The sequence below is a fragment of the Streptomyces sp. M92 genome (genome assembly GCF_028473745.1).
GTDB lineage: Bacteria > Actinomycetota > Actinomycetes > Streptomycetales > Streptomycetaceae > Streptomyces.
The window spans coordinates 6,157,454-6,177,298 of the sequence record NZ_CP101137.1 but is presented as its reverse complement, the minus strand read 5'-3'; the positions used below and the strand labels follow the sequence as shown (position 1 = coordinate 6,177,298).

Sequence of the window (19,845 nt, the reverse complement as noted above, 5' to 3'; positions counted from 1 at the left end):
TCGTGAGCGTGTGTTTGGCTCTGCCGCATGTATCCCGGCATGTATCCCGGCATGGAGTTCACTCGCCTTCTCGACTGCCTCGCGGCCGACTACGACCGGCTGCGGGCGGTCGTCGAATCCGGCGCCGACGCACCGGTGCCCACCTGTCCCGGCTGGACCGTCGCCGATCTGACCCGCCACGTCGGCGAGGTCTACCTGCACAAGACCGTGGCCATGCGGGAGGGTGTCGAGCCCGAGCCGTGGCCCCCTGAGGAGTTCGCCGACGAGGAGCCGACGGTGCTGCTCGACCGGGGGTACACCGCGCTGCGCGCCGAGTTCGCCACCCGCGCTCCCGAGGACGCGGCCGCCTCCTGGTACCGGCCCGACCAGAGCGTCGGTTTCTGGATCCGCCGGATGGCCCAGGAGACCGTCGTCCACCGCGTCGACGCCGAACTCGCCACCGGGCAGCCCGTCGCACCCGTCCCCGGAGACCTCGCCGTGGACGGGATCGACGAACTGCTGAAGGTCTTCGCCGCGTACGCCGTCGCCGAGTGGGGCGAGTACTTCACCGACATCCTCGCCGGTTCGCCCGGGCACACGGTCCTGGTGCGGGCCGGTGACGCGGCGTGGCGGGTGAGGACCGGTCCGGGGGAGTTCACCGTGACGGACGGTGCCGGGGGCGGCGAGGCCGACGTGACGCTGACCGGTTCGCCGGAGGCCGTGCTGCGGCGGCTGTGGAACCGGGACGGGAACGGGGACGGGAACGCGGGAGTGGTCGTCGAGGGTTCTCCCGAGGCGGTCGAGGAGCTGCGGCGCTGCATCGTCATGGCGACCCAGTGAGCGTCTGCTGACTCCCGGGGTGGTCAGGGGTGTGGCCGAGGCCACGTGATCGACGAGAGCCGGGCCATGTTCCGTACGGCGGGCCGCGGGCTACGGTTTTCGGGCATCCCTGTTTCCCTCGACGAGCAGTTCGGACGGCCCGGCAGTGCACGCAGACCTCTCGCCCGTCATCGCGGCGACCGCCCAGTGGCTCACCCACGCCTACCCGGCAACGGGCGGGGCGCTGGCCTGCGCCCTGTCCGAGGTGCAGGCACGGCAGGCGGTGACGGTGGCCGCGCGACTTCGCTACCCGACGCCGATGGACGCCGGGCTGATGGGCGTGTCGGGCCCGGGAGGTTCCGCTCGCCTCGACTGGATCACCGGCACGGACGGCATGGGAGGTGCGGACGCGGAGGAGGAGGCCTGGCGGACCTGGGTGGACGAGGTCGTCGTGAGCTGGGCGGCCTGTCTGCTCACCGACCCCGCACTCGCCGCCCGCGCGGTGGCCGCGCTGACCGAGGGCGGTACGCCGGCCGAGTTCCGCCGCCTGCTGACTCCGGACGACCTCGACCGACGGGCGGCGGCGCTGCTGCGTCATCCCGACCTCGTCGCCCCCGTGGCCGCACTGCACCGGGCCGAACTCGACACACGGCTGGGACCTGGCCAGGCACTGGTCGCCTGACCGGCGGTGGGGTGAGGTGCCTGCGGCGGCCTGTGGCTGTTCGGTGGGGGTGCGCGTAGCGCGTTCGGTCGTGGTGTGGGTCGGGGCCGCGCCGGGGGTATCCGTCCCCGGAACGGCGCGGAATCGGTCGGCCACAGAAGTGAACGGCGCGGACGCGCCAACCGCTGCGGGCGGACACCCCCCCCACACGTCCCCTTCCCGCCGTACGCGGCCAAGCGCCCGCGCGGGGGCGCGCGGCCTCCGGCTGGGTGCTGCGCCATCGCGCGCGGCCGCGGGCACGCCCCGCCCAGCTGCCACAGCTGTCCCAGCTGCGGGCAGTCGTGCCTGGCCCAGTGCGTGAACGGCCTGGGAGGTGCCCCCAGGGCGATGGGGGTCCCCCCGCTCGAGCGAAGCCGAGAATGGGGGGAGGGCGGGCGGTGGGGGCACCTCCCGCTCATGGGGGCCCCGCGCGAGCGAAGCCGAGCGTGGGGGAGGTACCCCGTCAGCGCCGGGCCGCGCGACCCACCCCCGCGGCACCCCCACGCCGGGCACCGTCACCCGTCCACGCCGCTCGTCGAAGGTCCCTGCTCAAGCCGCGCAGGGTCACGCCGCCGTCCCCAGCGCCGCTCGTCGAAGGTCCCTGCTCAAGCCGTGCAGGGTCATGCCGTCGTCCCCAGCGCCGCTCGTCGAAGGTCCCTGCTCAAGCCGTGCAGGGTCATGCCGTCGTCCCCAGCGCCGCTCGTCGAAGGTCCCCGCTCAAGCAGCCGTGCAGGGTCACGCCGCCGTCCCCAGCGCCGCCCGCGCCGGCGCCTCCGTGTCGTCGCCCCGCAAGGACACCGCCCCCGCGGGCCTGCGGGCGTGCAGCAGATGCCCCGCCCCGATCGTGCCCGCGATGATGAAACCGCCCGCGATCAGGGCGCCGCGCGCGCCGGCCAGCTCCATCAGCAGGCCCAGCGCCGGCGGGCCGCCGAGGCTCCACACCGTGCCGATGCTGCCCCACACCCCGAGCACCCGGCCCCGCATGTGCGCGGGCGGGTCGGTCTGGAGGACCGCCGTGCCGGCGGTGTCGGAGACGGACTCCACGACGGCCATGGGCAGCACCATCACCAGGAGGACGGCCAGCGACGGCGACAGACCCGCCACCACCTGCAGCAGTCCGCCCGCCGCGGCCAGCGCGCCCACGACGCGCACGGAGGGCCGCCGCAGCCGGGCGCCCAGGACCGCGCCGACGATGCCACCGGCCGCCAGCACCGTGGAGACCGTGCCGAACGAGCCCGCGCCGCCCGCCAGGGGGCCGGTGACGAGCACCGCCAGCGTCAGCTGGTAGTTGCGCCCGAAGACCGCGCTGACCCCCGTGACCCCCGCCAGCGCCAGCAGCCGGGGACGGCGGGCGAAGAAGGACAGTCCCTCGCGCACGCTCATGGTGTCGCGGCGCGTGGCCGCCACGTGCTTCACCGCGCCCCGGGCCGGTCGCAGGAAGGGTATGACCGAGGCGACGAACAGGAACGACAGCCCGTTGGCGGCGTAGGCGGCGGCCGTGCCCAGGAAACCGACGGTCACGCCGGCGAGCGCGGCACCGGTGAGGCGGCCCGCCTGGTGGACCAGCGCGCCCACGCCGATCGCGGAGGGCACGTCCTCGGCCGGGACCAGGTCGTTGCCCAGCAGCGAGCACGCCGGACCGTCGACCGTGGCGACGACACCGGTGACGGCGGCCAGCACCATCAGGGTGGTCACGTCCAGCCGGTCGAGCGCCACCAGGAGCGCCGTCACGAACGCGATGGCGCCGAGCAGCGCCTGGCTGACCGCGGCGGTCAGCTTCCGCGGCCAGCGGTCGACGGCAGCGCCGCCGAACACGCTGATCAGCAGCGCCGGCGCCGCCTGGACGGACATGGACAGCCCCGTCGCGGCGGCCGACCCGGTGATCTGCAGGACCAGCAGGTTCTGCACCGTGAGCTGCATCCACGTACCGGCGTTCGAGACGAAGTTCGCCACCGACCACCAGCGCATGCTGCGGTATCTCAGGGACCGCCACGGCGAACGGGACGGGGCGGGGGCGGGAGCAGGGGAAGAAGACACAGTGCGCCACTCGAAGACGGACCGGGGGACCCGGAAGGAGTACGGGACGGAAGTGAAAGCCCGGCTTCGCTGCGCGGCCACTCCACTGAGCCGGATACGGCGCCGACCATCGTGGCAGAAGGGGCCGGACAGTCCTCGCCGCCGCGCCTCCCACGGCCGGCTGGGGCGGAGTGAAGTCCGTTCGCCTGGTTGGTACTTGGCGGGGCGAGTGGGTTTGATCACAGGGGTCGCCGCCTGCCGGGCGGGCGGGTGCGCCGCCGTGACGGTGGCCACAGGGGCCGGGCCGCACGGGAGGGGCCACGGCAGGCGTCAGAGCATGAAAGCTACTCGGCGGGGCACCCGGGGCGCGCTCGTCAGCGCTTCGCGGAGGAAGGAAGGTCGTCCTCATGATGCCGACGGCGGCGTTCAGCCCGCGGGAGGAGGCCCGGCCGCCCTGGCACCGGGCCCTGGTCACCGGCGGTGCGGGGTTCCTCGGGTCGCATCTGTGCACCCGCCTGCTCGATTCGGGGGTCGAAGTCGACTGCCTCGACAACCTCTCCACCGGGCGGGCCGAGAAGGTGGCCCACCTCGCGGGCCGCCCCGGGTTCCGCTTCCTGGAACGTGACGTATCGGGGGAGGGGTGCGCCGAACTGCTCACCGGGCCCTACGACCTCGTCCTGCACCTGGCCGGGCCGGGGGCCTCCCCGGCGTCCTGGTCCGAGCGGTCCGTGGAGATCCTGGACACCGGCAGCCTCGGGACCCGGGCCGCGCTGGCCGTCGCGGAGCGGGACGGTGCCCGGTTCCTGCTGGCCTCCTCACCCCCGGTGTCCGCCGGTGACGGTGCCGACCCGGTCGGTCCGCACACCGTCCGTGCCGAGGCCGTCCGGTTCTCCGAGGCCCTGGTCGCCGCGCACGCGGCCGCCCACGGCTCGAACGCCGGGATCGTCCGCCTCTTCACCGGCTACGGGCCCGGCATGCGGCTGGACGACGGGGACACGCCCGGCGCCTTCCTCGAGCAGGCCCTGGCCGGCCGGCCCGTCACCGTCACCGGGGACGGCGGCCGGACCCGTCCGCTGTGCTATGTCGACGACATGGTCGACGGTGTGCTGCTGGTCGCGGCCGGGCGGTCGGTACGGCCCGTGGACATCGGTGGCGACGAGGAGCCCACGGAGGCGGAGATCGCCCGCCGGGTGATCGAACTGACCGGGTCCGGCTCGCCGCTGGTGTTCGTCGAGGGGACGGTGCCGGACGAGTCCCGGCCGGTCACCGGATTCGCCCGCGAGATCTTCGGCTGGCTGCCGGGCGTGACCTGGCGGGAGGGCCTGGAACGCACCGTCGCCTCCCTCGCGGAGCGGCCCGATCCGGTCCCGGCGGCGCCGGGAGGGCGCACGGGGGAGTGGTGGGCGTGAAGGCGCTCGTCGCCCGCCCCGGCGGACTCGGTGATGTCCTCCTGGCCGGCCCGGCGGTCCGCGCCGTGGCCACCAGGGCCACCCGCGTGACCATGTTGTGCGGGGCCCTTGGAGCGCCCGCCGCCCGGCTGCTGCCGCACGTCGACGACGTCGTGGTGTGGGAGCAGCCGAGCGGCGACGGCACCGACGGCCTGGTGAGCCGGCTGCGCGCGGAGTCGTACGACGTCGCGCTCGTCCTCGCTCGCGGGGCCCGTGGGTCCTCGAACACGACGGGGGTCCTGCGCTCGGCGCGCGTCCGGCGGATCGGTGCCGTCGGCGGGCCGAGCGGTCTGTCCGAGGAGGAGGCGGCGCTCGACGCGGCCGCGGCGATGGGGTTCGGGCTGCGGCGCGGCGACGACGGCGGGCTCCGTGTGCGGCCGGCGCCGGACACCGCCGGTCTCACCGGGAACGGCCCGTACGTCGTCGTCCACCCCGGGGCGGGGGATCCCGGCCGTGCCTGGGAGGCCGGTCGCGGCGCGGCGGCGGTCGCCCGGCTCGCCGACGCCGGGCACCGCGTCGTCGTCACCGGTGGGCCGGAGGAGGCCGTACTGACCCGCCGGGTCGCCGGTGAGGTGGCCGTGGACCTGGGCGGACGTACCGACCCGCGGACGTTCGCGGGTGTGCTGCGTGCCGCCGACGCGCTCATCACCGGGTCGGGGGGACCTGCCCGGCTGGCTGCCGCCGTCGGTACCCCGGTCGTCTCCGTGCGGGCGCTGCTGGGGCACTGACCGCCGCGCGTGCGACCGCCGCGCGTGCGAGGGGCCCGTCGCCGTCGCGAACGGGCCCCTCGCAGGTGGTGGACGGTTCAGCCGGATTTGCCGCGGCCCGACATCGCGTCCCGCACCCGGTCGACCATTCCCGCGCCGGGCGCCAGCAGCTTGTTCATCGGCGGCTTGTCCGGAGCGGACGGGTGCGGCCGGGTCGGCGCCGTCTTCTTGGCCTGCCGGACCTTGTCGCCCAGCTCGTCGAGGGCGTCCGGGGGGCACGCCTCGCGGAGCCGGGGGAAGAGGTTGCCCTCCTCGTCGGCGACGTGCTCGCGGATCTCGCTCATCAGCATGCCGATCAACCGGTCGAACTCCGCGTCGTCCGCCGCGCAGCCCTCCAGGTCCTTCATGATCTGCTCGGCGCCCGCGTGGTCCTCCAGCTCCTTGTCCGCGAGGGCGTTCCCGTTCGCCACGTGCTCACGGACGGCGGGGTAGAGGTAGGCCTCCTCCGCCACCGAATGCCGGATCAGCTCGATCGTCGCCTGATCCGCGTACAGCTTGCGGTCCTTGTGACCGGACGGCAGTGCCTCGATCTTGCCGAAGAGCTCTTCGACCTCACGGTGATCGGTCGTCAATTCGTCGATGACGTTTCCACCGTGTCCCATGTTTCACCTCCAGCCGGCTCGTGGCGTGCCGGGTCCGGCCGCCACGAGCCTCGGGTCCCCCCTCGTACGGTGGGCTAACGCCCGGTTCAGACGCCCAGCTTGGCCCTCAGGCCACCCGCCGTGGCCGCCGGGCGCGCCGCGGCACGGACCGAACGCCGCACCAGGTGGGCGTCGTGGCGCAGGTCGTGGGCGGCGTGCCGGCCGCGCCACAGCAGCGAGGGGGCGCTGCCCGTGTCGTCGGCCGCGATCAGCAGCCCGCCCATCATGGACAGGTTCTTCAGGAAGTGGATGCGCTGCTGGGCACGGTCGGCCGGGTCGTCCGCGTCCCAGTAGCGGTGTGCCGCCAGGGTGGTGGGGACCAGCGTCGCCGCCAGGGCCAGTGCGGCCAGGCGCGGACAGCGGCCGAGCCCGAGCATGAGCCCGCCCACGACGTGGACGGCGCCGTTGAGCCGTACGAGTTGTTCGCTGCGGTCCGGCAGCACCGACACGCGGTCGGTCAGCGGCCGCACGATCGGCTCGGCGGCCGGTGCCACGTCCTCGGGCCGCCGCAGGGAATGCAGACCGCCCGCGACGAACATCGAGGCGAGCATCGGGCGGCCGGCGATACGCAGAAGACTCATGACGCTCTCTCGCTCTCCAAGAGGGTTAACGGTGCAGTGACAGGGGGTGTGGCGACTGGACGACTACTGGGATCATCGGGTGACCGGGCCGGTGGGCGCCATTCGGCGGGCGGTGCGGGGCGGGCTCTCGCCGGTGGCGTGGGGCCTGGTGTCCGCGCAGGTCACAGACTGTTCAGGATCTGCGGCGACAGGTTCTTGACCATGGTGTTGGTCCAGCGCATCTGGCGGAGTGTCCGCGGGTGGCAGGCGGAGGCGAGCCCCAGCAGCTCGCTGTTCCGGGAGGCCTGCGCGGCCTGCGCGAGCATCTCCCAGTGCAGCGAGTTCTCCGCGGCGGCCACGTGCAGCTCGCGCAGGTCGCGCAGGAGCAGCAGACCGGGCTCGGGCCGGTGCACCACGGCCTCCGACGCCTTCTCGCGCAGCGTCGCGAACAGGCCGTCCGGGGAGGTGCCCGGCGGGTCGCCGAGCCTCACGTCACGGTGCGCGGCGACCTCGGCCAGGCGCCGTACGTGCTCGCGGGACCAGCCGGCGAGGTCGGTGGCGACGTGGTGGACCTCGTGCTCGGTGCGGTGCCGCTCGGCCACCGTCACCAGGTCGTGCGCCAGGTGTCGCTCGCCGCGGTGCAGTGTGCGCAGGGTCAGGGTGATGCCGTTCACTGGGCGCCCTCCTCGCGGCCGTGCGGGAACGGGGCCGGGACCTGTGCCGTGTATGCGGCCTCGCCGCCCTCGGTGGGGCGCGCGGCACCGGCGGAGGCAGGTGCCGACGCGGTGGTGGTCGGCGCCGGTGACGGGCTGCCGTCGCCGCGCTCGACGAGGGTGAGCGACGCCGTGGACGTCTTGAACAGGGGCTGCTTGGAGGCCGGGTCCCAGTCGGTGACCGTCGTCTCGTTCGCCGCCCGCCCGGGGGTGTCCGGGCCCGGGCCCGACCCGTTCCCGGTGTCCCAGTAGCCGTAGTGGAACGGTACGAAGAGCAGCCCGGGACGGATGCCGGTCACCCGCAGCCGGCCGTGCAGCGCGCCCCGCCTGCTCGCGACCTCGACCAGGTCGCCCTCGGCGAGGCCGAGCCGGTCGGCGTCCTCGGTGGAGATCTCCACCCACACGTCCGGGGCGGCGTCGCGGAGCTGGGGCGCGCGTCCGGTCTTCGTACGGGTGTGGAAGTGGTAGACCGTCCGGCCCGTGGTGAGCTGGAACGGGTACTCCTCGTCCGGCTCCTCGTGCGGCGGCAGATAGGCGGCGGCCTTCAGCATCGCCTTGCCGTCCGGGTTGAGGGAGCGGTACTCGACGACCTCCTGCGACGCGCCGGTCTCCAGGTCCTTGCCGTAGCTCTCGCACAGGTCCGGGTGGGCCCAGCTGATGCCGTCGGTGTAGAGCCGGGCGGTGCCCTCGGGCGCGTCCTCGTCGCAGGGCCACTGGATGCCGCTGGTGTCGCGGAGCTTGGCGTAGGTGAGGCCGGTGTAGTCGCAGGGGCGGCCCGCGCTGCACCGCTTCCACGCCTCGAACGCCGACTCGGGGTCGTCCCAGGTGATCAGCGGGCCGCCGTCCTTGTCCCGGAAGTCCATGCGCCGGGCGTAGTCCAGGAAGATGTCGAGGTCCGGTTTGGCCTCGCCGGGGGGTTCGACGGCCTTCTCCGACAGGTGCACCGTGCGGTCGGCGTTGGTCAGGGCGCCGGTCTTCTCGCCCCAGGTGGCGGCGGGCAGCACCACGTCGGCCAGCTGCGCCGTCTCCGTCAGGAACAGGTCCTGCACGACCGTGAACAGGCGTTTCTGCGTCAGGATCGAGCGGATGCGGGAGAGTTCGGGAAGGGACACCGCGGGGTTGGTGCCGCTGATCCACAGCATCCTGATCGAGCCCTGCTCGGCGTACCGGTACATCTGCATCGCGTGTGTGGGCGGTGCGTAGTGCGGGATCCTCTCCGGCTCGACGTTCCACACCTTCGCGAGGTCGGCGACGTGTGAGTCGTTCTGCCAGTTGCGGAAGCCCGGCAGGTCGCCGTTGGCGCCGCACTCGCGGGTGTTCTGGGCGGTGGGCTGGCCGTTCATCTGCAGCAGGCCGGCGCCCGGCCGGCCCAGCATGCCGCGGATCAGGTGCAGGTTGTTGATCTGGACCGCCGCCGCGGTGGCCTGGTGGGACTGGTAGACGCCCTGGAGGACGGTGGAGACCAGCGCGTCGGTGGTGCCGACGAGTTCGGCCGCCTCCTCGATCCGGGCGGCCGGCACGTCGCAGATGTCCGCCGCCCACTCGGCCGTACAGCCGGCGACCCGTTCGGCGAGTTCCTCGAAGCCGACGGTGTGCGCGGATATGAAGTCCCGGTCGAGGCGGTCGTGCCGGATCGTCTCGTGCAGCAGGGCGTTGAGCAGCGCGACGTTGGTGCCGCCGCGGGGCGCGAGGTGCACGGTGGCGTGCCGGGCGACCTTCGTCGGCCGGGGGTCGACGCACAGCAGGCGCGGCGGGTCGGCTCCCTCCAGCCGGTCCAGCAGCCGCATCCACTGCACGGGCTGGGTCTCCGCGATGTTGTGGCCGTACAGCGCGATCACGTCGGCGTGGTCGAAGTCGTCGTAGCTGCCGGGCTGTCCGTCGCAGCCGAAGGTCTCCTTCAGCGCCTCCGCCGCCGTCGATGTGCACAGGCGGGTGTTGCCGTCCAGGTGGTTGGTGCCGATGCCCGCCCGGGCCAGGACCGCGAGGGTGTAGTACTCCTCCAGGAACAGCTGGCCCGAGGTGTAGAAGCCGATCGACCCGGGGCCGCGCTCGTCGAGCAGCTCGCGGGAGCGGGAGGCCACCAGGTCCATCGCGGTGTCCCAGTCCGTCTCCACCAGTCGTCCGTCGCGTCGTACCAGGGGCCGGGTGAGCCGGTCGCGCGAGGCGTTCGCCTGCCACCCGTACAGGTCCTTCGGGCCGAGGCGTCCCCGGTTGACCCGGTCCACGTCGCGGCCCCGTACGCCCACCATCCGGCCGTCGGCCACCGCGATGTCCATGGCGTCGCCGTCGGAGTGGAGGATCGACGCCGACTGCACCCACCGCTGGACCGCGGAGGGGTCCACCCCCTGCGCGAGGAACGTGTCCACGCGGGCCGGCCAGGTCTCGTGGCGCCCGTAGGGCGTCCTGCCGCCCCACGGGCGCGCGATCCGGTCCGTCGCTTCCTCCATCGCCGGCCTCCCGCCAACGTCGGCCACATTGCGGCCGCCGGGTACCCGGGCTTCCGCGATCGAAGCGAACCACTTGTGGGAGCGCTCCCAGGAGGGGAGGATGCCGTAGTGAACCCGACTGCCGCCGTACGCCCGTACCGTCCCGCCGACGCCCCGGCCCTCGACGACATCTGCGTCCGCACCGCGCACAACGGCCGGGACAGCCGGCCCGTGTACGCCGACCCTGCCGTCCTGCCCGCGATCTTCGCCGCTCCCTACGTCCACCTGGACCCGGACCTGGCCTTCGTGCTGGACGACGGGAACGGCCGGGCGGTCGGCTACATCCTCGGCACGGCGGACACCCCGCGCTTCGCCGAGGAGTTCCGCGCCAAGTGGCTGCCGCGCGTCGCGGACCGCTACCCGGCGCCCCCCGGTGCGCCCGGCACACCGGACGAGCTGATGGCCGCGCTGCTGCACGACCCGGAGCGGATGATCGTCCCCGAACTCGCCGCCTACCCGGCCCACCTGCACATCGACCTGCTGCCCGAGTGGCAGGGCCGCGGTCACGGCCGGTCGCTGATGCGGACGTTCTGGCGGGCGCTGCGCGAACGCGGCGTCCCGGCCGTTCACTTGGTCATGGCCACCGCCAACACACCCGCCAGGGCCTTCTACGACCGCCTCGGCTTCCACGTGATCGAGGCGGCCGGCCTGAACCCCGCCGACGTCACCTGCCTCGGACGTACGACGCGGGACCTGGAACGGCCCTGACCAGGACGGCGGCGACCAGGAGCGGGGAACGCGGTCAGGCCGAGCCCAGCTGGTAGACGTTGAAGGCCCGGCGGATGACCGGCTGGGCCACGTTGCGCACCCGTACGCCGCCCGCCGTCATCCCGTGCTCGGTGCCCAGATGCGCGTGGCCGTGGACGGCCAGGTCGGCGCCGGCCGTGTCGATCGCCTCGGCGAGCAGGTAGCTGCCGAGGAAGGGATGGATCTCCGGCGGCTCCCCGGCGAGCGTGTCGGCGACGGGGGAGAAGTGGGTCAGCGCCACCCGGGCCGCACAGCCCTCCTCGTCGAGTTCCTTCAGCGCGGCGTGCAGACTGTCGGCCGATCGGCGGGTGGTGCGCACGAACTCCTTCATCACCGGCTCCCCGAACTCACCGGCGCTGCGCCCGACGAATCCGCCGCCGAACCCCTTGGCCCCCGCGATCCCCACCCGGCCCCCGGCGCACTCCACGACGGTCCCCTCGCCCTCCAGGACGGTCACCCCGGCCTCCCGGAGGATGCCGGTCACCTCCTCGGGCCGTTCGTCGTGGTGGTCGTGGTTGCCGAGGACGGCCACCACCGGAACCGGCAGACCCCGCACCTCCCGCGCCACCACCCGGGCCTCGTCGGGCGTGCCGTGCCGGGTGAGGTCCCCGGCGAGCAGCAGCAGGTCGGCACAGTCGGGCAGGGTCTCGAAGGCGGGCCGCAGCAGCCCCTCGCTGTCGGGCCCCATATGGATGTCTCCGACGGCGGCGACGCGGATCATCACAGTTCCTCCGCATGGTCGGGACGGGTGGTCTCCGCCACCACGATGTCGGTGTGCACGGTGAGACCGGCCAGCTCCTCGCGGGCGATCCGCAGCACGCTCTCGCGGCACCGCGCCGAGGGCACCGTGCCGGTGAGCGCGATCGCCCCCGCCCGGATCTCGGCCCGTACGCCGAGTTCGCCGAGTTCCTCGGCGGCCAGCCGGTCGTGCAGGTGGGCCACGCGGTACTCGACGTTCTCGGTACTCCCGCCGTTCCGGGCGGTGCCGCCCGCGGCGGCGGGGCCGCTCGCCGCGGGGCCCTGGTGTCCGACGGGGTCGCTCATCGCTGCTCCTCCTTCGGGGCGGTGGCCGCGGGGGCGGCCGAGGGACCGGCCGGGGAGATGATCTCCAGCCGTTCGAGAACGAAGAAGAACGCGGCAGGCATCGGGGCGTCTCCGCAGTCGCGGCGCAACCCGTCCCAGTCGATCTTCTCCCGCAGGGTGCGGGCGATCGGCAGCACCGCGCCGAAGTCGCAGTGGTGCTCGGAGAAGGCCGCGAGCAGACCGCGCAGCAGGTCGGTCGGTGCCAGCACCGGCATGAGCACCGAGTCGACCGACAGGTCCTGGGCCCGGGACAGCAGCTTTGTTGTGACGGGCTCGTGGGCCAGCTCGAAGATGAGGTCCACCTGCTGGCCCAGGCACTTCGCCTTCATCAGCCAGTCCTCGGGCGGCGTGTACACCGTCAGACCGGCCTCCCGCAGGGTCTCGGCCACGGCCGTGGCGTCGTCGGGACGGATGCAGAAGTCGACGTCGTGCTGGAGGTTCTGGGTGCCGCCGTGCGCGTATACGGCGACGCTGCCGGCCAGCGCGAACGGGTGCTCGTTGCGCTTCAGGATCGCGCCCACCTGCTTGGCCGCCTGGAGGATCGCCTGGTTGCGGTCGAGCGGGAGGTCTTCGTGGCGGGCGTCGTGCGGGGGGACGGGTCCGGGGTCCCCCGCCGTCGGACGGAGCTCGGAAACGCCGGCGCGCCGGTCGAGAGCGTGGTCGTCGGCGGGCTGCGTCATCGCTGTCCCCTCTCCGGGCTGCTGCCTGTCGCGGACCGGTCGTCCTCTGGCCCTGCGGGTACCCTGCGCGCTGCCGCCGACACGACGGCCGCCGGCCCGGCTGTGGCGGCGGAGCGATCGGGGGCACCCGGGCGGCATGAACGACAAGCAGACGCGGCGACGGACCGCATTCGACGACCGGCGGACCGTGGAACGGCTGGTGGCGGCGTGGCTCGAGGAGACCGAACGCCACGACCGTGCCGCGGCCCGCGAGGCCCGCGCGGGCTGGGAACAGGGCGCTCTGTCCGAGCGGGCCGCCCAGGACCTGGCCACGTGGGTCACGGCGAGGATCACGGACACCGGATTCACCGAGGACGAGGGCCCCTACGTCGAAGGCCCCGTCCGGATCACCCCGGCGGACAAGGACACCGTGCACGACTGGCTGCGTGCGCGGGGGCACCGGGTCTGACGCCCTGACCCACCACGCCGCGACAGGTCAGCGGGTCGGCGGCCGCCATTCGAACATCAGGATCGTCGCGTCGTCACGCAGCTGCCCGCCGGACTGCGAGTCCAGGATCGAGTGGATCAGCCGCCGCAGGGTCTCCGGGGCCAGCTCGCCGCCCGCCGTGGCCCGGATGACGTAGTCCGCGAACCGTTCGAGCCCGAACAGCTTCTCCTCCCGGGTGCGCGCCTCGGTGATCCCGTCCGTGTACAGCAGGACCCGGTCACCGGGCTCCAGCCGCATCTCGTGCGTCCGGCGCGGCTCGGCGGACAACTGGGCCGGTGCGCCCATCGGCGGGTCGGCCTCCCGCTCCAGGGCATCGACGATCAACTGGTCACCGCGGATGAGCAGCGGCGCGGGGTGACCGCAGTTGCTCCACCGCAGCAGCCCGGTCTCGAACTCCAGCTGGGCGAGGACCGCGGTGCAGTACTGTTCCGGCAGCCACCCTGCCAGCGCCTCGTCGACGCACTGCACGAGCGCGGGCAGGTCGTTTCCGTTGCGCCGCGCGTTGCGGCAGGCGGCCATCGCCACCGCGCTGGTCAGCCCGGAGGCGAGGTCGTGTCCCATGGCGTCGATGACCGACACGTGCAGCGTCGTGGGAGTGAGCGAGTGGTCGAAGGCGTCGCCGCCGAGCTCGTAGGCGGGTTCCAGCACGGCCGTGGACACCACGTGCGAGTTGCCGATGGTGCGGGGCGGCAGGAAGGCACGGAGCAGCTCGGAGGTGAGGTGCATCCGCTCGGTGCGCGTGTGCCGGACGAACGAGTCCTCGAAGGCCCTCTTGGACGTGATCATCATGGCCAGCAGCGAGGCCAGCGCCCGGCTGCGGACCAGCGTGGCGGTGGTGAGCGCCGGCGTGTGCACCCCCAGCACGCCGAGCCGTTCGGCACCGTCGAGCAGGGGCAGCCACGCCGTGACGCCGCCGGTCTCGGACTCCTCGACGCGCAGCGCCTGCGTCCGGTAGGCCCAGCCGGCCAGTGAGCCGTCGACGGGGATGACGGGTGCCACGTCGGTCTGCGGCACGAGGTGCCGCTGCTGGAGATCGACGAGGTAGACCACGGCGTGCTGCAGGTCCAGGGCCTCGGTGCAACGGGTCACGGCGGTGGCCAGGTCCAGTGTCAGATGAGCCGGATCGGCGAGGAACTCCTGCAGGAGCGCCTCGCTCGCCTCTGACGTCGACACCTCGTCTCCCCTCGTCGACAGACCCGCCGGGACGGGGCACATTGCCAGCAGTCTGGCACCGCGCGCCCCGCCCCGCCCGCCGGGCCGGACGCCCGTGGAGCGCTTCGGTCCGGGCAGAGGGGGCACGCGTCCCGTCGTAGGCCCCCGAGCGCCGAGGAGTGGTGCCACATGACCGAGTACGAGCGTTCCCGCACCATGCCGGCCCAGCCGGAGCAGGTCTTCGACCAGGCCGCGAACGTCGGGCAGCTCGACACGTGGCTGCCCCGGGACCTGCACGTGGAGCCGGAGGAACCGCCCGCCGTCACCGTGCACGAGGACCGCACCGACCAGGACACCTCCGCGCTGCTGAGCGCCCGGCCCGAGCAGATGCGGCTCGAGTGGGGCACCCGCGACCAGGGCAGCTACGCCGGCTGGCTGCAGGTGGCCGGACTGGGCACCGGGGCCAGCGAGGTGACGGTGCACCTGTCGTTCTTCGACGAGGACCACGACCCGGGGCAGCCCGCGGTGGCCGAGGCCCTGGACGGCAGCCTGCGGCGTCTGGAGGAACAGGTGCGGATCCGCGCCGACAACGCGGCCGACTGACGAGGGCGACCCGCGGCGGTTCTGCCGGGTCGTCCGCCCTCGCCGTGGCCGCGTTCCCGGCGACTGCCGCGACACCGCCCTCCGGCCGTCCGGTCACCGCCGGGCAGCCGGACCCGCTGCCGATGTGCGTCGGGGAGACGCTGCCGCCCACCGTTTCCCACCGCGGGTGCCGGATCGAGTGCGGCACCGGCGCTTTCCGGGTGACGGTCGCGGAGCGCGGCACCCGGGGGGCCGGGGGGCGCCGCCCTGCTCCGCGCCGCCCCGGCCGACCTCCGGGCCACCACGGTCACGCCCGTCGACACGCTGCGCCGAGCGTTCCCGGCGACCGCCGCGACACCGCCCTCCGGCCGGTCACCCGCCGGGCAGCCCGGCCGCTGCCGAGGAGCGCCGGCGAGTCGGTCGACACGCTGCGCGAGCGGTCCGCCGGTTCGCCCGTCACGTCACGTCACGACGGGCGGGCCGCCGTCGGGGCGCAGGACGGCCCGCTGACCGCGCCGGCAGTGCACGAGCCGGTCGGCGAGTCCCTTCCGGTCGGCTTCGGCGAGGAAGGCGTCGAGCGGTGAGCGGAAGACGGAGTAGTCGTCGTAGTGCACCGGCAGGATCAGGCGCGGGCCGAGACGGCGGGCGAGTTCCGCGCCCTGGCGCCCGTCCATGGTCACCACGAAGCCGCCCGGCAGCGTCGTCCCGCCCAGGTGCAGCACCGCCAGATCCAGGTCCGGGAAGCGCCGGGCGATCTCGTCCAGGCCGTCGAAGAGCAGAGTGTCGCCGGAGACGTAGAGCCGGTGCCGCGGGGGGCCCGCCGCCGGGCCGAACTCCAGCAGGCTGCCCATCACCGGCGGCAGCAGGCGCCGCAGCACCGGGTGCCCGGCGTGCCGGCCGGGCAGCGCGGTGATGCGCACCCGCGCGTCCGCGTGCCGCACGGTCTCCTCCTGCCAGGTGCACAGCCCCACGGCACGGTGGAACCCGTGCACGCCCTGCAACCGGCGGGAGGCGTGCGGGGTGGTGACGATCGGCAGCGACCGCGACAGCGACCGCCGGGCCCTGCGGTCCCAGTGGTCGCCGTGCAGGTGCGACAGCACCACGGCGTCGAGCCCCGGCAGCACGCCGGGGTCCAGCGCGGGCTCGGTCAGGCGACGGCTCACCAGTCCGTACCCGAGGTGGGCGCGTTCGCCGCGGTGGAGGAGGTTCGGATCGGTGAGCAGGCTCAGCCCGCGGTAGCGCAGCAGCACCGTCGCGTTGCCGACGAAGTGGATCCGCAGGGAGTCGTCCGGGGTCCGGTCCGGGGACGAAGGCGTGGACGGGGACATGGGGGTGGTCCGATCCTGTCCGGGAGCACGGGGCCGGGGCCCGGGCCGTCCGGCTCGAGGTCCCCGTCGGAGGACGGAGTACCCCGACCGCGGACCCTCACCCGGCCGCCCGCACCGCCGGGTGTCCCTGGAGCGGCCCGGGGCACCCATCGGTCATGGACGCACAACGCCGCCCGATGCTGGACCGCACCCTCGCCGTGCTCACCGAGGGGTACGCCTGGCTGCCCGACCGGATGCGCGAAAGCGCCGACTCAGTGGTGCGCACCCGGCTGCTCGGCAAGCCCGCGCTGGCCGTGCGCGGGCCGGACGCCGTGCGCTTCTTCTACGACGAGGCACACGTGCACCGTCACGGTGCCGTCCCGGCGCCCGTGCTGGACACCCTGTTCGGGCAGGGCGCGGTGCACACCCTCGACGGCGGCGCCCACCGTGCCCGCAAGGAACTGTTCCTGCCGCTGCTCGACCCCGACCGGGTCGCCGGCCTCACCGAGCACGTCACCGAGGCCTGGGACGAGGCCGTGCGCGCCTGGAGCGGGCGTGCCCGCGTCGTCCTGTTCGACGAGGCGGCCGTGGTGCTCACCCGCGGAGTCTGCCGCTGGGCCGGGCTCCCCGACGAAGCCGTCGACGCGGAGCCCCTCGCGCGGGACCTGATCGCGATGGTCGACGGCTTCGCCATCCCGGGACCGCGCCACCTGCGGGCCCGCCGGGCCCGGTCCCGGCAGGAGGTCCGGACCGCCCGGCTGATCGAGGACGTACGGTCCGGGAGCGTCACCGCCCCGGCCGGCTCGGTGCTCGAACGGGTCGCCCGGCACCGCGACGGCCCCGACGGCCCGCTGGACGCCCGGACCGCCGCGGTGGAGCTGCTGAACGTGCTGCGGCCCACGGTCGCCGTCAGCTGGTTCGTGGCCTTCTCCGCGCACGCCCTGCACCGTTGGCCCGCCCACCGGGAGCGGCTGCGTGCCGGGGACGGCGCGTTCGCCACGGCGTTCGCGCACGAGGTCCGCCGCTTCTACCCCTTCGCCCCGTTCCTCGGCGGCCGGACCGTCACCGACCTCACCTGGCACGGCGAGTCCGTCCCGGCCGGCGGCATCCTGCTGCTCGACGTCTACGGCCAGAACCACGACGAGGAACTGTGGGGCGACCCGTACGCCTTCCGGCCCGAGCGGTTCCTCGGTCGGCCCCCCGAGCGCGACGAACTGGTCCCGCAGGGCGGCGGCGATCCGGCCACCGGTCACCGCTGCCCCGGCGAGCGCCTCACCGTGGGCCTGCTGGAGGCGCTGGCGGTGCGGCTGGCCCGCCTGGAGTACACGGTCCCCGCCCAGGACCTGCGCATCCCGCTGCGCCGCATCCCGACCCGCCCGCGCAGCGGCTTCGCCGTCACCGGCGTACGGGCGCCCTGACGCGGTCCGTCACGAGCGGGCGCCCTTGTGCCCCCGGCCCGGCTCCACCGCGTCGCGCCGCCCCGTCTGCTCTGCCTGGTCGAGCCGGACGAGTTCAGGATGGTTCAGGTCGAAGGCCGGTGACTCGGACCGCACCCGGGGCAGCGCGTGGAAGTTGTGGCGCGGCGGGGGACAGGACGTGGCCCACTCCAGTGAACGCCCGTACCCCCAGGGGTCGTCGACCCCGACCGGCCGCCCGTACCTGGCGGTCTTCCAGACGTTGTAGAGGAACGGCAGCGTCGACAGCCCCAGCAGGAAGGCGCCGACGGAGGAGACGGTGTTCAGGGCCGTGAAGCCGTCGGCGGCCAGATAGTCCGCGTACCGGCGCGGCATGCCCTCCACACCGAGCCAGTGCTGCACCAGGAACGTGGTGTGGAAGCCGACGAACAGCGTCCAGAAGTGCACCTTCTCCAGCCGGTGGTCGAGCATGCGGCCCGTCATCTTCGGCCACCAGAAGCTGAAGCCGCCGAACATCGCGAACACGATCGTGCCGAACAGGACGTAGTGGAAGTGCGCGACGACGAAGTAGGAGTCGGTGACGTGCCAGTCCAGCGGCGGGGAGCCGAGGACCACGCCGGTCAGTCCGCCGAAGAGGAACGTCACCAGGAACCCGGCCGCCCACAGCATCGGCGGTTCGAAGGACAGCGACCCGCGCCACATCGTGCCGATCCAGTTGAAGAACTTCACGCCCGTGGGGACGGCGATGAGATACGTCAGGAAGGAGAAGAACGGCAGCAGCACGGCACCGGTGGCGAACATGTGGTGCGCCCAGACGGTGGCCGACAGCCCCGCGATGGCGATGGTCGCACCGACCAGCCCCATGTAACCGAAGACCGGCTTGCGGGCGAAGACCGGGATGATCTCGGTGACCACCCCGAAGAACGGCAGCGCCAGGATGTACACCTCGGGATGGCCGAAGAACCAGAACAGGTGCTGCCACAGGATCGCCCCGCCGTTCTCGGCGTCGAACACGTGCGCGCCGAAGTGCCGGTCGGCCTCCAGCACCAGCAGCGCCGCCGCCAGCACCGGGAAGGCCAGCAGCACCAGGACGGACGTCAGCAGCACGTTCCACACGAAGATCGGCATGCGGAAGACGGTCAGCCCGGGAGCGCGCATGCAGATGATGGTGGTGATGAAGTTGACCGCTCCCAGGATGGTGCCGAACCCCGACAGTGCCAGCCCCATGATCCACAGGTCGGCGCCGAGGTACGGGGAACGCAGGGGCCCGCTGAGCGGTGTGTAGGCGGTCCAGCCGAAGTCCGCGGCGCCCTGCGGGGTGAGGAAGCTCGCGAGGACGATGAGGCCGCCGAAGAGGAACAGCCAGTACGACAGCATGTTCAGTCTGGGGAAGGCGACGTCCGGGGAGCCGATCTGCAAGGGCATGACAGCGTTGGCGAAGCCCGCGAAGGTCGGGGTGGCGAACAGCAGGAGCATGATCGTGCCGTGCATCGTGAAGGACTGGTTGTACTGCTCGTTGGAGAGCAGTTGCAGCCCGGGGCGGGCCAGTTCCGCCCGGACGAGCATCGCCAGCGCTCCCGCGATCAGGAAGAACGCGAAGGACGTGATGAGGTAGAGGTGGCCGATGCGCTTGTGGTCGGTCGTGGTGAGCCAGGAGATGACCACCCGCCCTCTGTGGCGGCGTCGCGCCGCCGGGACCGGAGCGATCGGTTCGGTCTGTGTCGCCATCCGACCACAGCAGCCGACCCCCGGCCGCATGCGTCGACGCCACGTCACGCACCCACCCAGGTAGGGCCGATTGGCTGATCGTTTCTATCCGTCCGGGTGTGTCGCCGCCCCGGAGGGACGCCGCGGCCGTCACCCGAATGGCCCCCGCTCGCTACTGGTGGCGGCCGATCCGGTGTCTCCTGGAGTGTGTCAGCGGCGTCCAGGCTGGGAGGCCGATCATGTACGAAATGTGCGTGGGCCCGGAGAAGGCGGGCGGAGCGTTGGTGTGGCACGTGATGGCCAAAAAGGCAGCGGCCACTCTGTGCGGAGAGCAGCTCCGCGAACGTATCGAAGCATCCGACGGCGAACGGGCACGCCACTGCCCGGACTGCATGGCTTCCTTCGAGAAGCTCATGGCAACCACGCCGTGCTGACGGACCGTCCGCAAACCGTCCGCCCCGTCGCATCCCGCGGCGGGGCGTACGGCGTACGGCGGCCCGCCCGCCCGTTCGTGGCGGGCGGTCGGCGTGATTGTCGGCTGGGTGCATGGTCATGG

Annotated in this window: 19 protein-coding genes; 8 read left to right on the top strand and 11 right to left on the bottom strand. The window is 73.4% G+C overall.

Translation table 11 applies throughout. The features are described 5' to 3' along the window. The first annotated feature begins 27 nt into the window (after positions 1 to 27). Together M6G08_RS28225 and M6G08_RS28220 are read left to right on the top strand one after the other, a co-directional pair. Positions 28 to 819 carry a maleylpyruvate isomerase family mycothiol-dependent enzyme gene (locus M6G08_RS28225; protein ID WP_272589937.1) on the top strand — a complete coding sequence of 264 codons (792 nt, stop codon included), beginning with the start codon at positions 28 to 30 and terminating at the stop codon, positions 817 to 819. A gap of 145 nt (positions 820 to 964) precedes the next feature. After that, positions 965 to 1,480, top strand: coding sequence for a hypothetical protein (locus M6G08_RS28220; RefSeq protein ID WP_272589936.1), 516 nt, complete (start codon positions 965 to 967; stop codon positions 1,478 to 1,480). A 753-nt stretch (positions 1,481 to 2,233) separates the two neighbouring features. Here the strand turns inward: M6G08_RS28220 and M6G08_RS28215 are convergent. Beyond that, complete coding sequence (locus tag M6G08_RS28215) at positions 2,234 to 3,466, bottom strand: MFS transporter (RefSeq protein ID WP_272589935.1); 1,233 nt, start codon at positions 3,464 to 3,466, stop codon at positions 2,234 to 2,236. A 455-nt stretch (positions 3,467 to 3,921) separates the two neighbouring features. Here M6G08_RS28215 and M6G08_RS28210 point away from each other — a divergent pair, with 455 nt between their 5' ends. Further along, the gene (locus tag M6G08_RS28210; RefSeq protein ID WP_272589934.1) at positions 3,922 to 4,923 is read left to right on the top strand and encodes an NAD-dependent epimerase/dehydratase family protein; all 1,002 of its coding nucleotides are present in this window, start codon (positions 3,922 to 3,924) and stop codon (positions 4,921 to 4,923) included. Next, entirely contained in the window at positions 4,920 to 5,690 is a 771-nt protein-coding gene (locus tag M6G08_RS28205) for a glycosyltransferase family 9 protein (protein WP_336299021.1), read from the top strand. The genes M6G08_RS28210 and M6G08_RS28205 overlap by 4 nt, the downstream gene beginning before the upstream one ends. Before the next feature lie 77 nt (positions 5,691 to 5,767). On the opposite strand, the gene M6G08_RS28200 is transcribed toward M6G08_RS28205, so the two are convergent. From M6G08_RS28200 to M6G08_RS28185, 4 genes are all read right to left on the bottom strand, one after another. Continuing rightward, positions 5,768 to 6,331 (bottom strand): hemerythrin domain-containing protein, encoded by a 564-nt coding sequence (locus tag M6G08_RS28200; RefSeq protein ID WP_272589933.1) that lies wholly within the window; start codon positions 6,329 to 6,331, stop codon positions 5,768 to 5,770. Between the two features lie 86 nt (positions 6,332 to 6,417). Further along, positions 6,418 to 6,951: a DoxX family protein gene (locus tag M6G08_RS28195; RefSeq protein WP_272589932.1), complete on the bottom strand. Its 534-nt coding sequence runs from the start codon at positions 6,949 to 6,951 to the stop codon at positions 6,418 to 6,420. A 161-nt stretch (positions 6,952 to 7,112) separates the two neighbouring features. Then, on the bottom strand, positions 7,113 to 7,604 hold the full coding sequence (locus M6G08_RS28190; RefSeq protein WP_272589931.1) for a hypothetical protein: 492 nt from the start codon (positions 7,602 to 7,604) through the stop codon (positions 7,113 to 7,115). After that, positions 7,601 to 10,090, bottom strand: a complete 2,490-nt coding sequence (locus M6G08_RS28185) for a molybdopterin oxidoreductase family protein (protein ID WP_272589930.1) — start codon at positions 10,088 to 10,090, stop codon at positions 7,601 to 7,603. Before M6G08_RS28185 ends, M6G08_RS28190 begins: the two co-directional genes overlap by 4 nt. Before the next feature lie 108 nt (positions 10,091 to 10,198). Between M6G08_RS28185 and M6G08_RS28180 the strand changes: the two genes are divergently transcribed. Beyond that, a complete protein-coding gene (locus tag M6G08_RS28180) occupies positions 10,199 to 10,837 on the top strand; it encodes a GNAT family N-acetyltransferase (protein WP_272589929.1) in 639 nt (212 codons plus the stop codon). Between the two features lie 34 nt (positions 10,838 to 10,871). On the opposite strand, the gene M6G08_RS28175 is transcribed toward M6G08_RS28180, so the two are convergent. From M6G08_RS28175 to M6G08_RS28165, 3 genes are read right to left on the bottom strand one after another with little or no spacing between them, the layout of a single operon-like run. Continuing rightward, entirely contained in the window at positions 10,872 to 11,597 is a 726-nt protein-coding gene (locus tag M6G08_RS28175; RefSeq protein ID WP_272589928.1) for a metallophosphoesterase family protein, read from the bottom strand. Beyond that, the gene (locus M6G08_RS28170; RefSeq protein WP_272589927.1) at positions 11,597 to 11,920 is read right to left on the bottom strand and encodes a BON domain-containing protein; all 324 of its coding nucleotides are present in this window, start codon (positions 11,918 to 11,920) and stop codon (positions 11,597 to 11,599) included. Before M6G08_RS28170 ends, M6G08_RS28175 begins: the two co-directional genes overlap by 1 nt. Then, positions 11,917 to 12,639 carry a nucleotidyltransferase family protein gene (locus M6G08_RS28165; protein ID WP_272589926.1) on the bottom strand — a complete coding sequence of 241 codons (723 nt, stop codon included), beginning with the start codon at positions 12,637 to 12,639 and terminating at the stop codon, positions 11,917 to 11,919. The genes M6G08_RS28170 and M6G08_RS28165 overlap by 4 nt, the downstream gene beginning before the upstream one ends. A gap of 136 nt (positions 12,640 to 12,775) precedes the next feature. Between M6G08_RS28165 and M6G08_RS28160 the strand changes: the two genes are divergently transcribed. After that, positions 12,776 to 13,087 (top strand): hypothetical protein, encoded by a 312-nt coding sequence (locus M6G08_RS28160; RefSeq protein WP_272589925.1) that lies wholly within the window; start codon positions 12,776 to 12,778, stop codon positions 13,085 to 13,087. Positions 13,088 to 13,114: 27 nt separating this feature from the next. Here M6G08_RS28160 and M6G08_RS28155 read toward each other — a convergent pair whose 3' ends face one another. Next, the gene (locus M6G08_RS28155; protein ID WP_272589924.1) at positions 13,115 to 14,299 is read right to left on the bottom strand and encodes a PP2C family protein-serine/threonine phosphatase; all 1,185 of its coding nucleotides are present in this window, start codon (positions 14,297 to 14,299) and stop codon (positions 13,115 to 13,117) included. A 168-nt stretch (positions 14,300 to 14,467) separates the two neighbouring features. Between M6G08_RS28155 and M6G08_RS28150 the strand changes: the two genes are divergently transcribed. After that, positions 14,468 to 14,881 carry an SRPBCC family protein gene (locus M6G08_RS28150; RefSeq protein ID WP_272589923.1) on the top strand — a complete coding sequence of 138 codons (414 nt, stop codon included), beginning with the start codon at positions 14,468 to 14,470 and terminating at the stop codon, positions 14,879 to 14,881. 440 nt (positions 14,882 to 15,321) lie between these two features. Here M6G08_RS28150 and M6G08_RS28145 read toward each other — a convergent pair whose 3' ends face one another. After that, positions 15,322 to 16,188: an MBL fold metallo-hydrolase gene (locus tag M6G08_RS28145; protein WP_272589922.1), complete on the bottom strand. Its 867-nt coding sequence runs from the start codon at positions 16,186 to 16,188 to the stop codon at positions 15,322 to 15,324. Between the two features lie 155 nt (positions 16,189 to 16,343). On the opposite strand from M6G08_RS28145, the gene M6G08_RS28140 reads away from it, so the two are divergent. After that, the gene (locus M6G08_RS28140; RefSeq protein WP_272589921.1) at positions 16,344 to 17,585 is read left to right on the top strand and encodes a cytochrome P450; all 1,242 of its coding nucleotides are present in this window, start codon (positions 16,344 to 16,346) and stop codon (positions 17,583 to 17,585) included. Between the two features lie 9 nt (positions 17,586 to 17,594). On the opposite strand, the gene ctaD is transcribed toward M6G08_RS28140, so the two are convergent. Beyond that, complete coding sequence (gene ctaD / locus M6G08_RS28135) at positions 17,595 to 19,310, bottom strand: aa3-type cytochrome oxidase subunit I (RefSeq protein WP_272589920.1); 1,716 nt, start codon at positions 19,308 to 19,310, stop codon at positions 17,595 to 17,597. Between the last annotated feature and the right edge of the window lie 535 nt (positions 19,311 to 19,845).

Coding starts and splice junctions, on each gene's coding strand:
- M6G08_RS28170 (WP_272589927.1), bottom strand. CDS start 11,920: ATGAGCGACCCCGTCGGACACCAGGGCCCCGCGGCGAGCGGCCCCGCC.
- M6G08_RS28195 (WP_272589932.1), bottom strand. CDS start 6,951: ATGAGTCTTCTGCGTATCGCCGGCCGCCCGATGCTCGCCTCGATGTTC.
- M6G08_RS28215 (WP_272589935.1), bottom strand. CDS start 3,466: ATGCGCTGGTGGTCGGTGGCGAACTTCGTCTCGAACGCCGGTACGTGG.
- M6G08_RS28145 (WP_272589922.1), bottom strand. CDS start 16,188: ATGTCCCCGTCCACGCCTTCGTCCCCGGACCGGACCCCGGACGACTCC.
- M6G08_RS28165 (WP_272589926.1), bottom strand. CDS start 12,639: ATGACGCAGCCCGCCGACGACCACGCTCTCGACCGGCGCGCCGGCGTT.
- M6G08_RS28140 (WP_272589921.1), top strand. CDS start 16,344: ATGGACGCACAACGCCGCCCGATGCTGGACCGCACCCTCGCCGTGCTC.
- M6G08_RS28175 (WP_272589928.1), bottom strand. CDS start 11,597: ATGATCCGCGTCGCCGCCGTCGGAGACATCCATATGGGGCCCGACAGC.
- M6G08_RS28160 (WP_272589925.1), top strand. CDS start 12,776: ATGAACGACAAGCAGACGCGGCGACGGACCGCATTCGACGACCGGCGG.
- M6G08_RS28200 (WP_272589933.1), bottom strand. CDS start 6,331: ATGGGACACGGTGGAAACGTCATCGACGAATTGACGACCGATCACCGT.
- M6G08_RS28185 (WP_272589930.1), bottom strand. CDS start 10,090: ATGGAGGAAGCGACGGACCGGATCGCGCGCCCGTGGGGCGGCAGGACG.
- M6G08_RS28150 (WP_272589923.1), top strand. CDS start 14,468: ATGACCGAGTACGAGCGTTCCCGCACCATGCCGGCCCAGCCGGAGCAG.
- ctaD (WP_272589920.1), bottom strand. CDS start 19,310: ATGGCGACACAGACCGAACCGATCGCTCCGGTCCCGGCGGCGCGACGC.
- M6G08_RS28225 (WP_272589937.1), top strand. CDS start 28: ATGTATCCCGGCATGTATCCCGGCATGGAGTTCACTCGCCTTCTCGAC.
- M6G08_RS28210 (WP_272589934.1), top strand. CDS start 3,922: ATGATGCCGACGGCGGCGTTCAGCCCGCGGGAGGAGGCCCGGCCGCCC.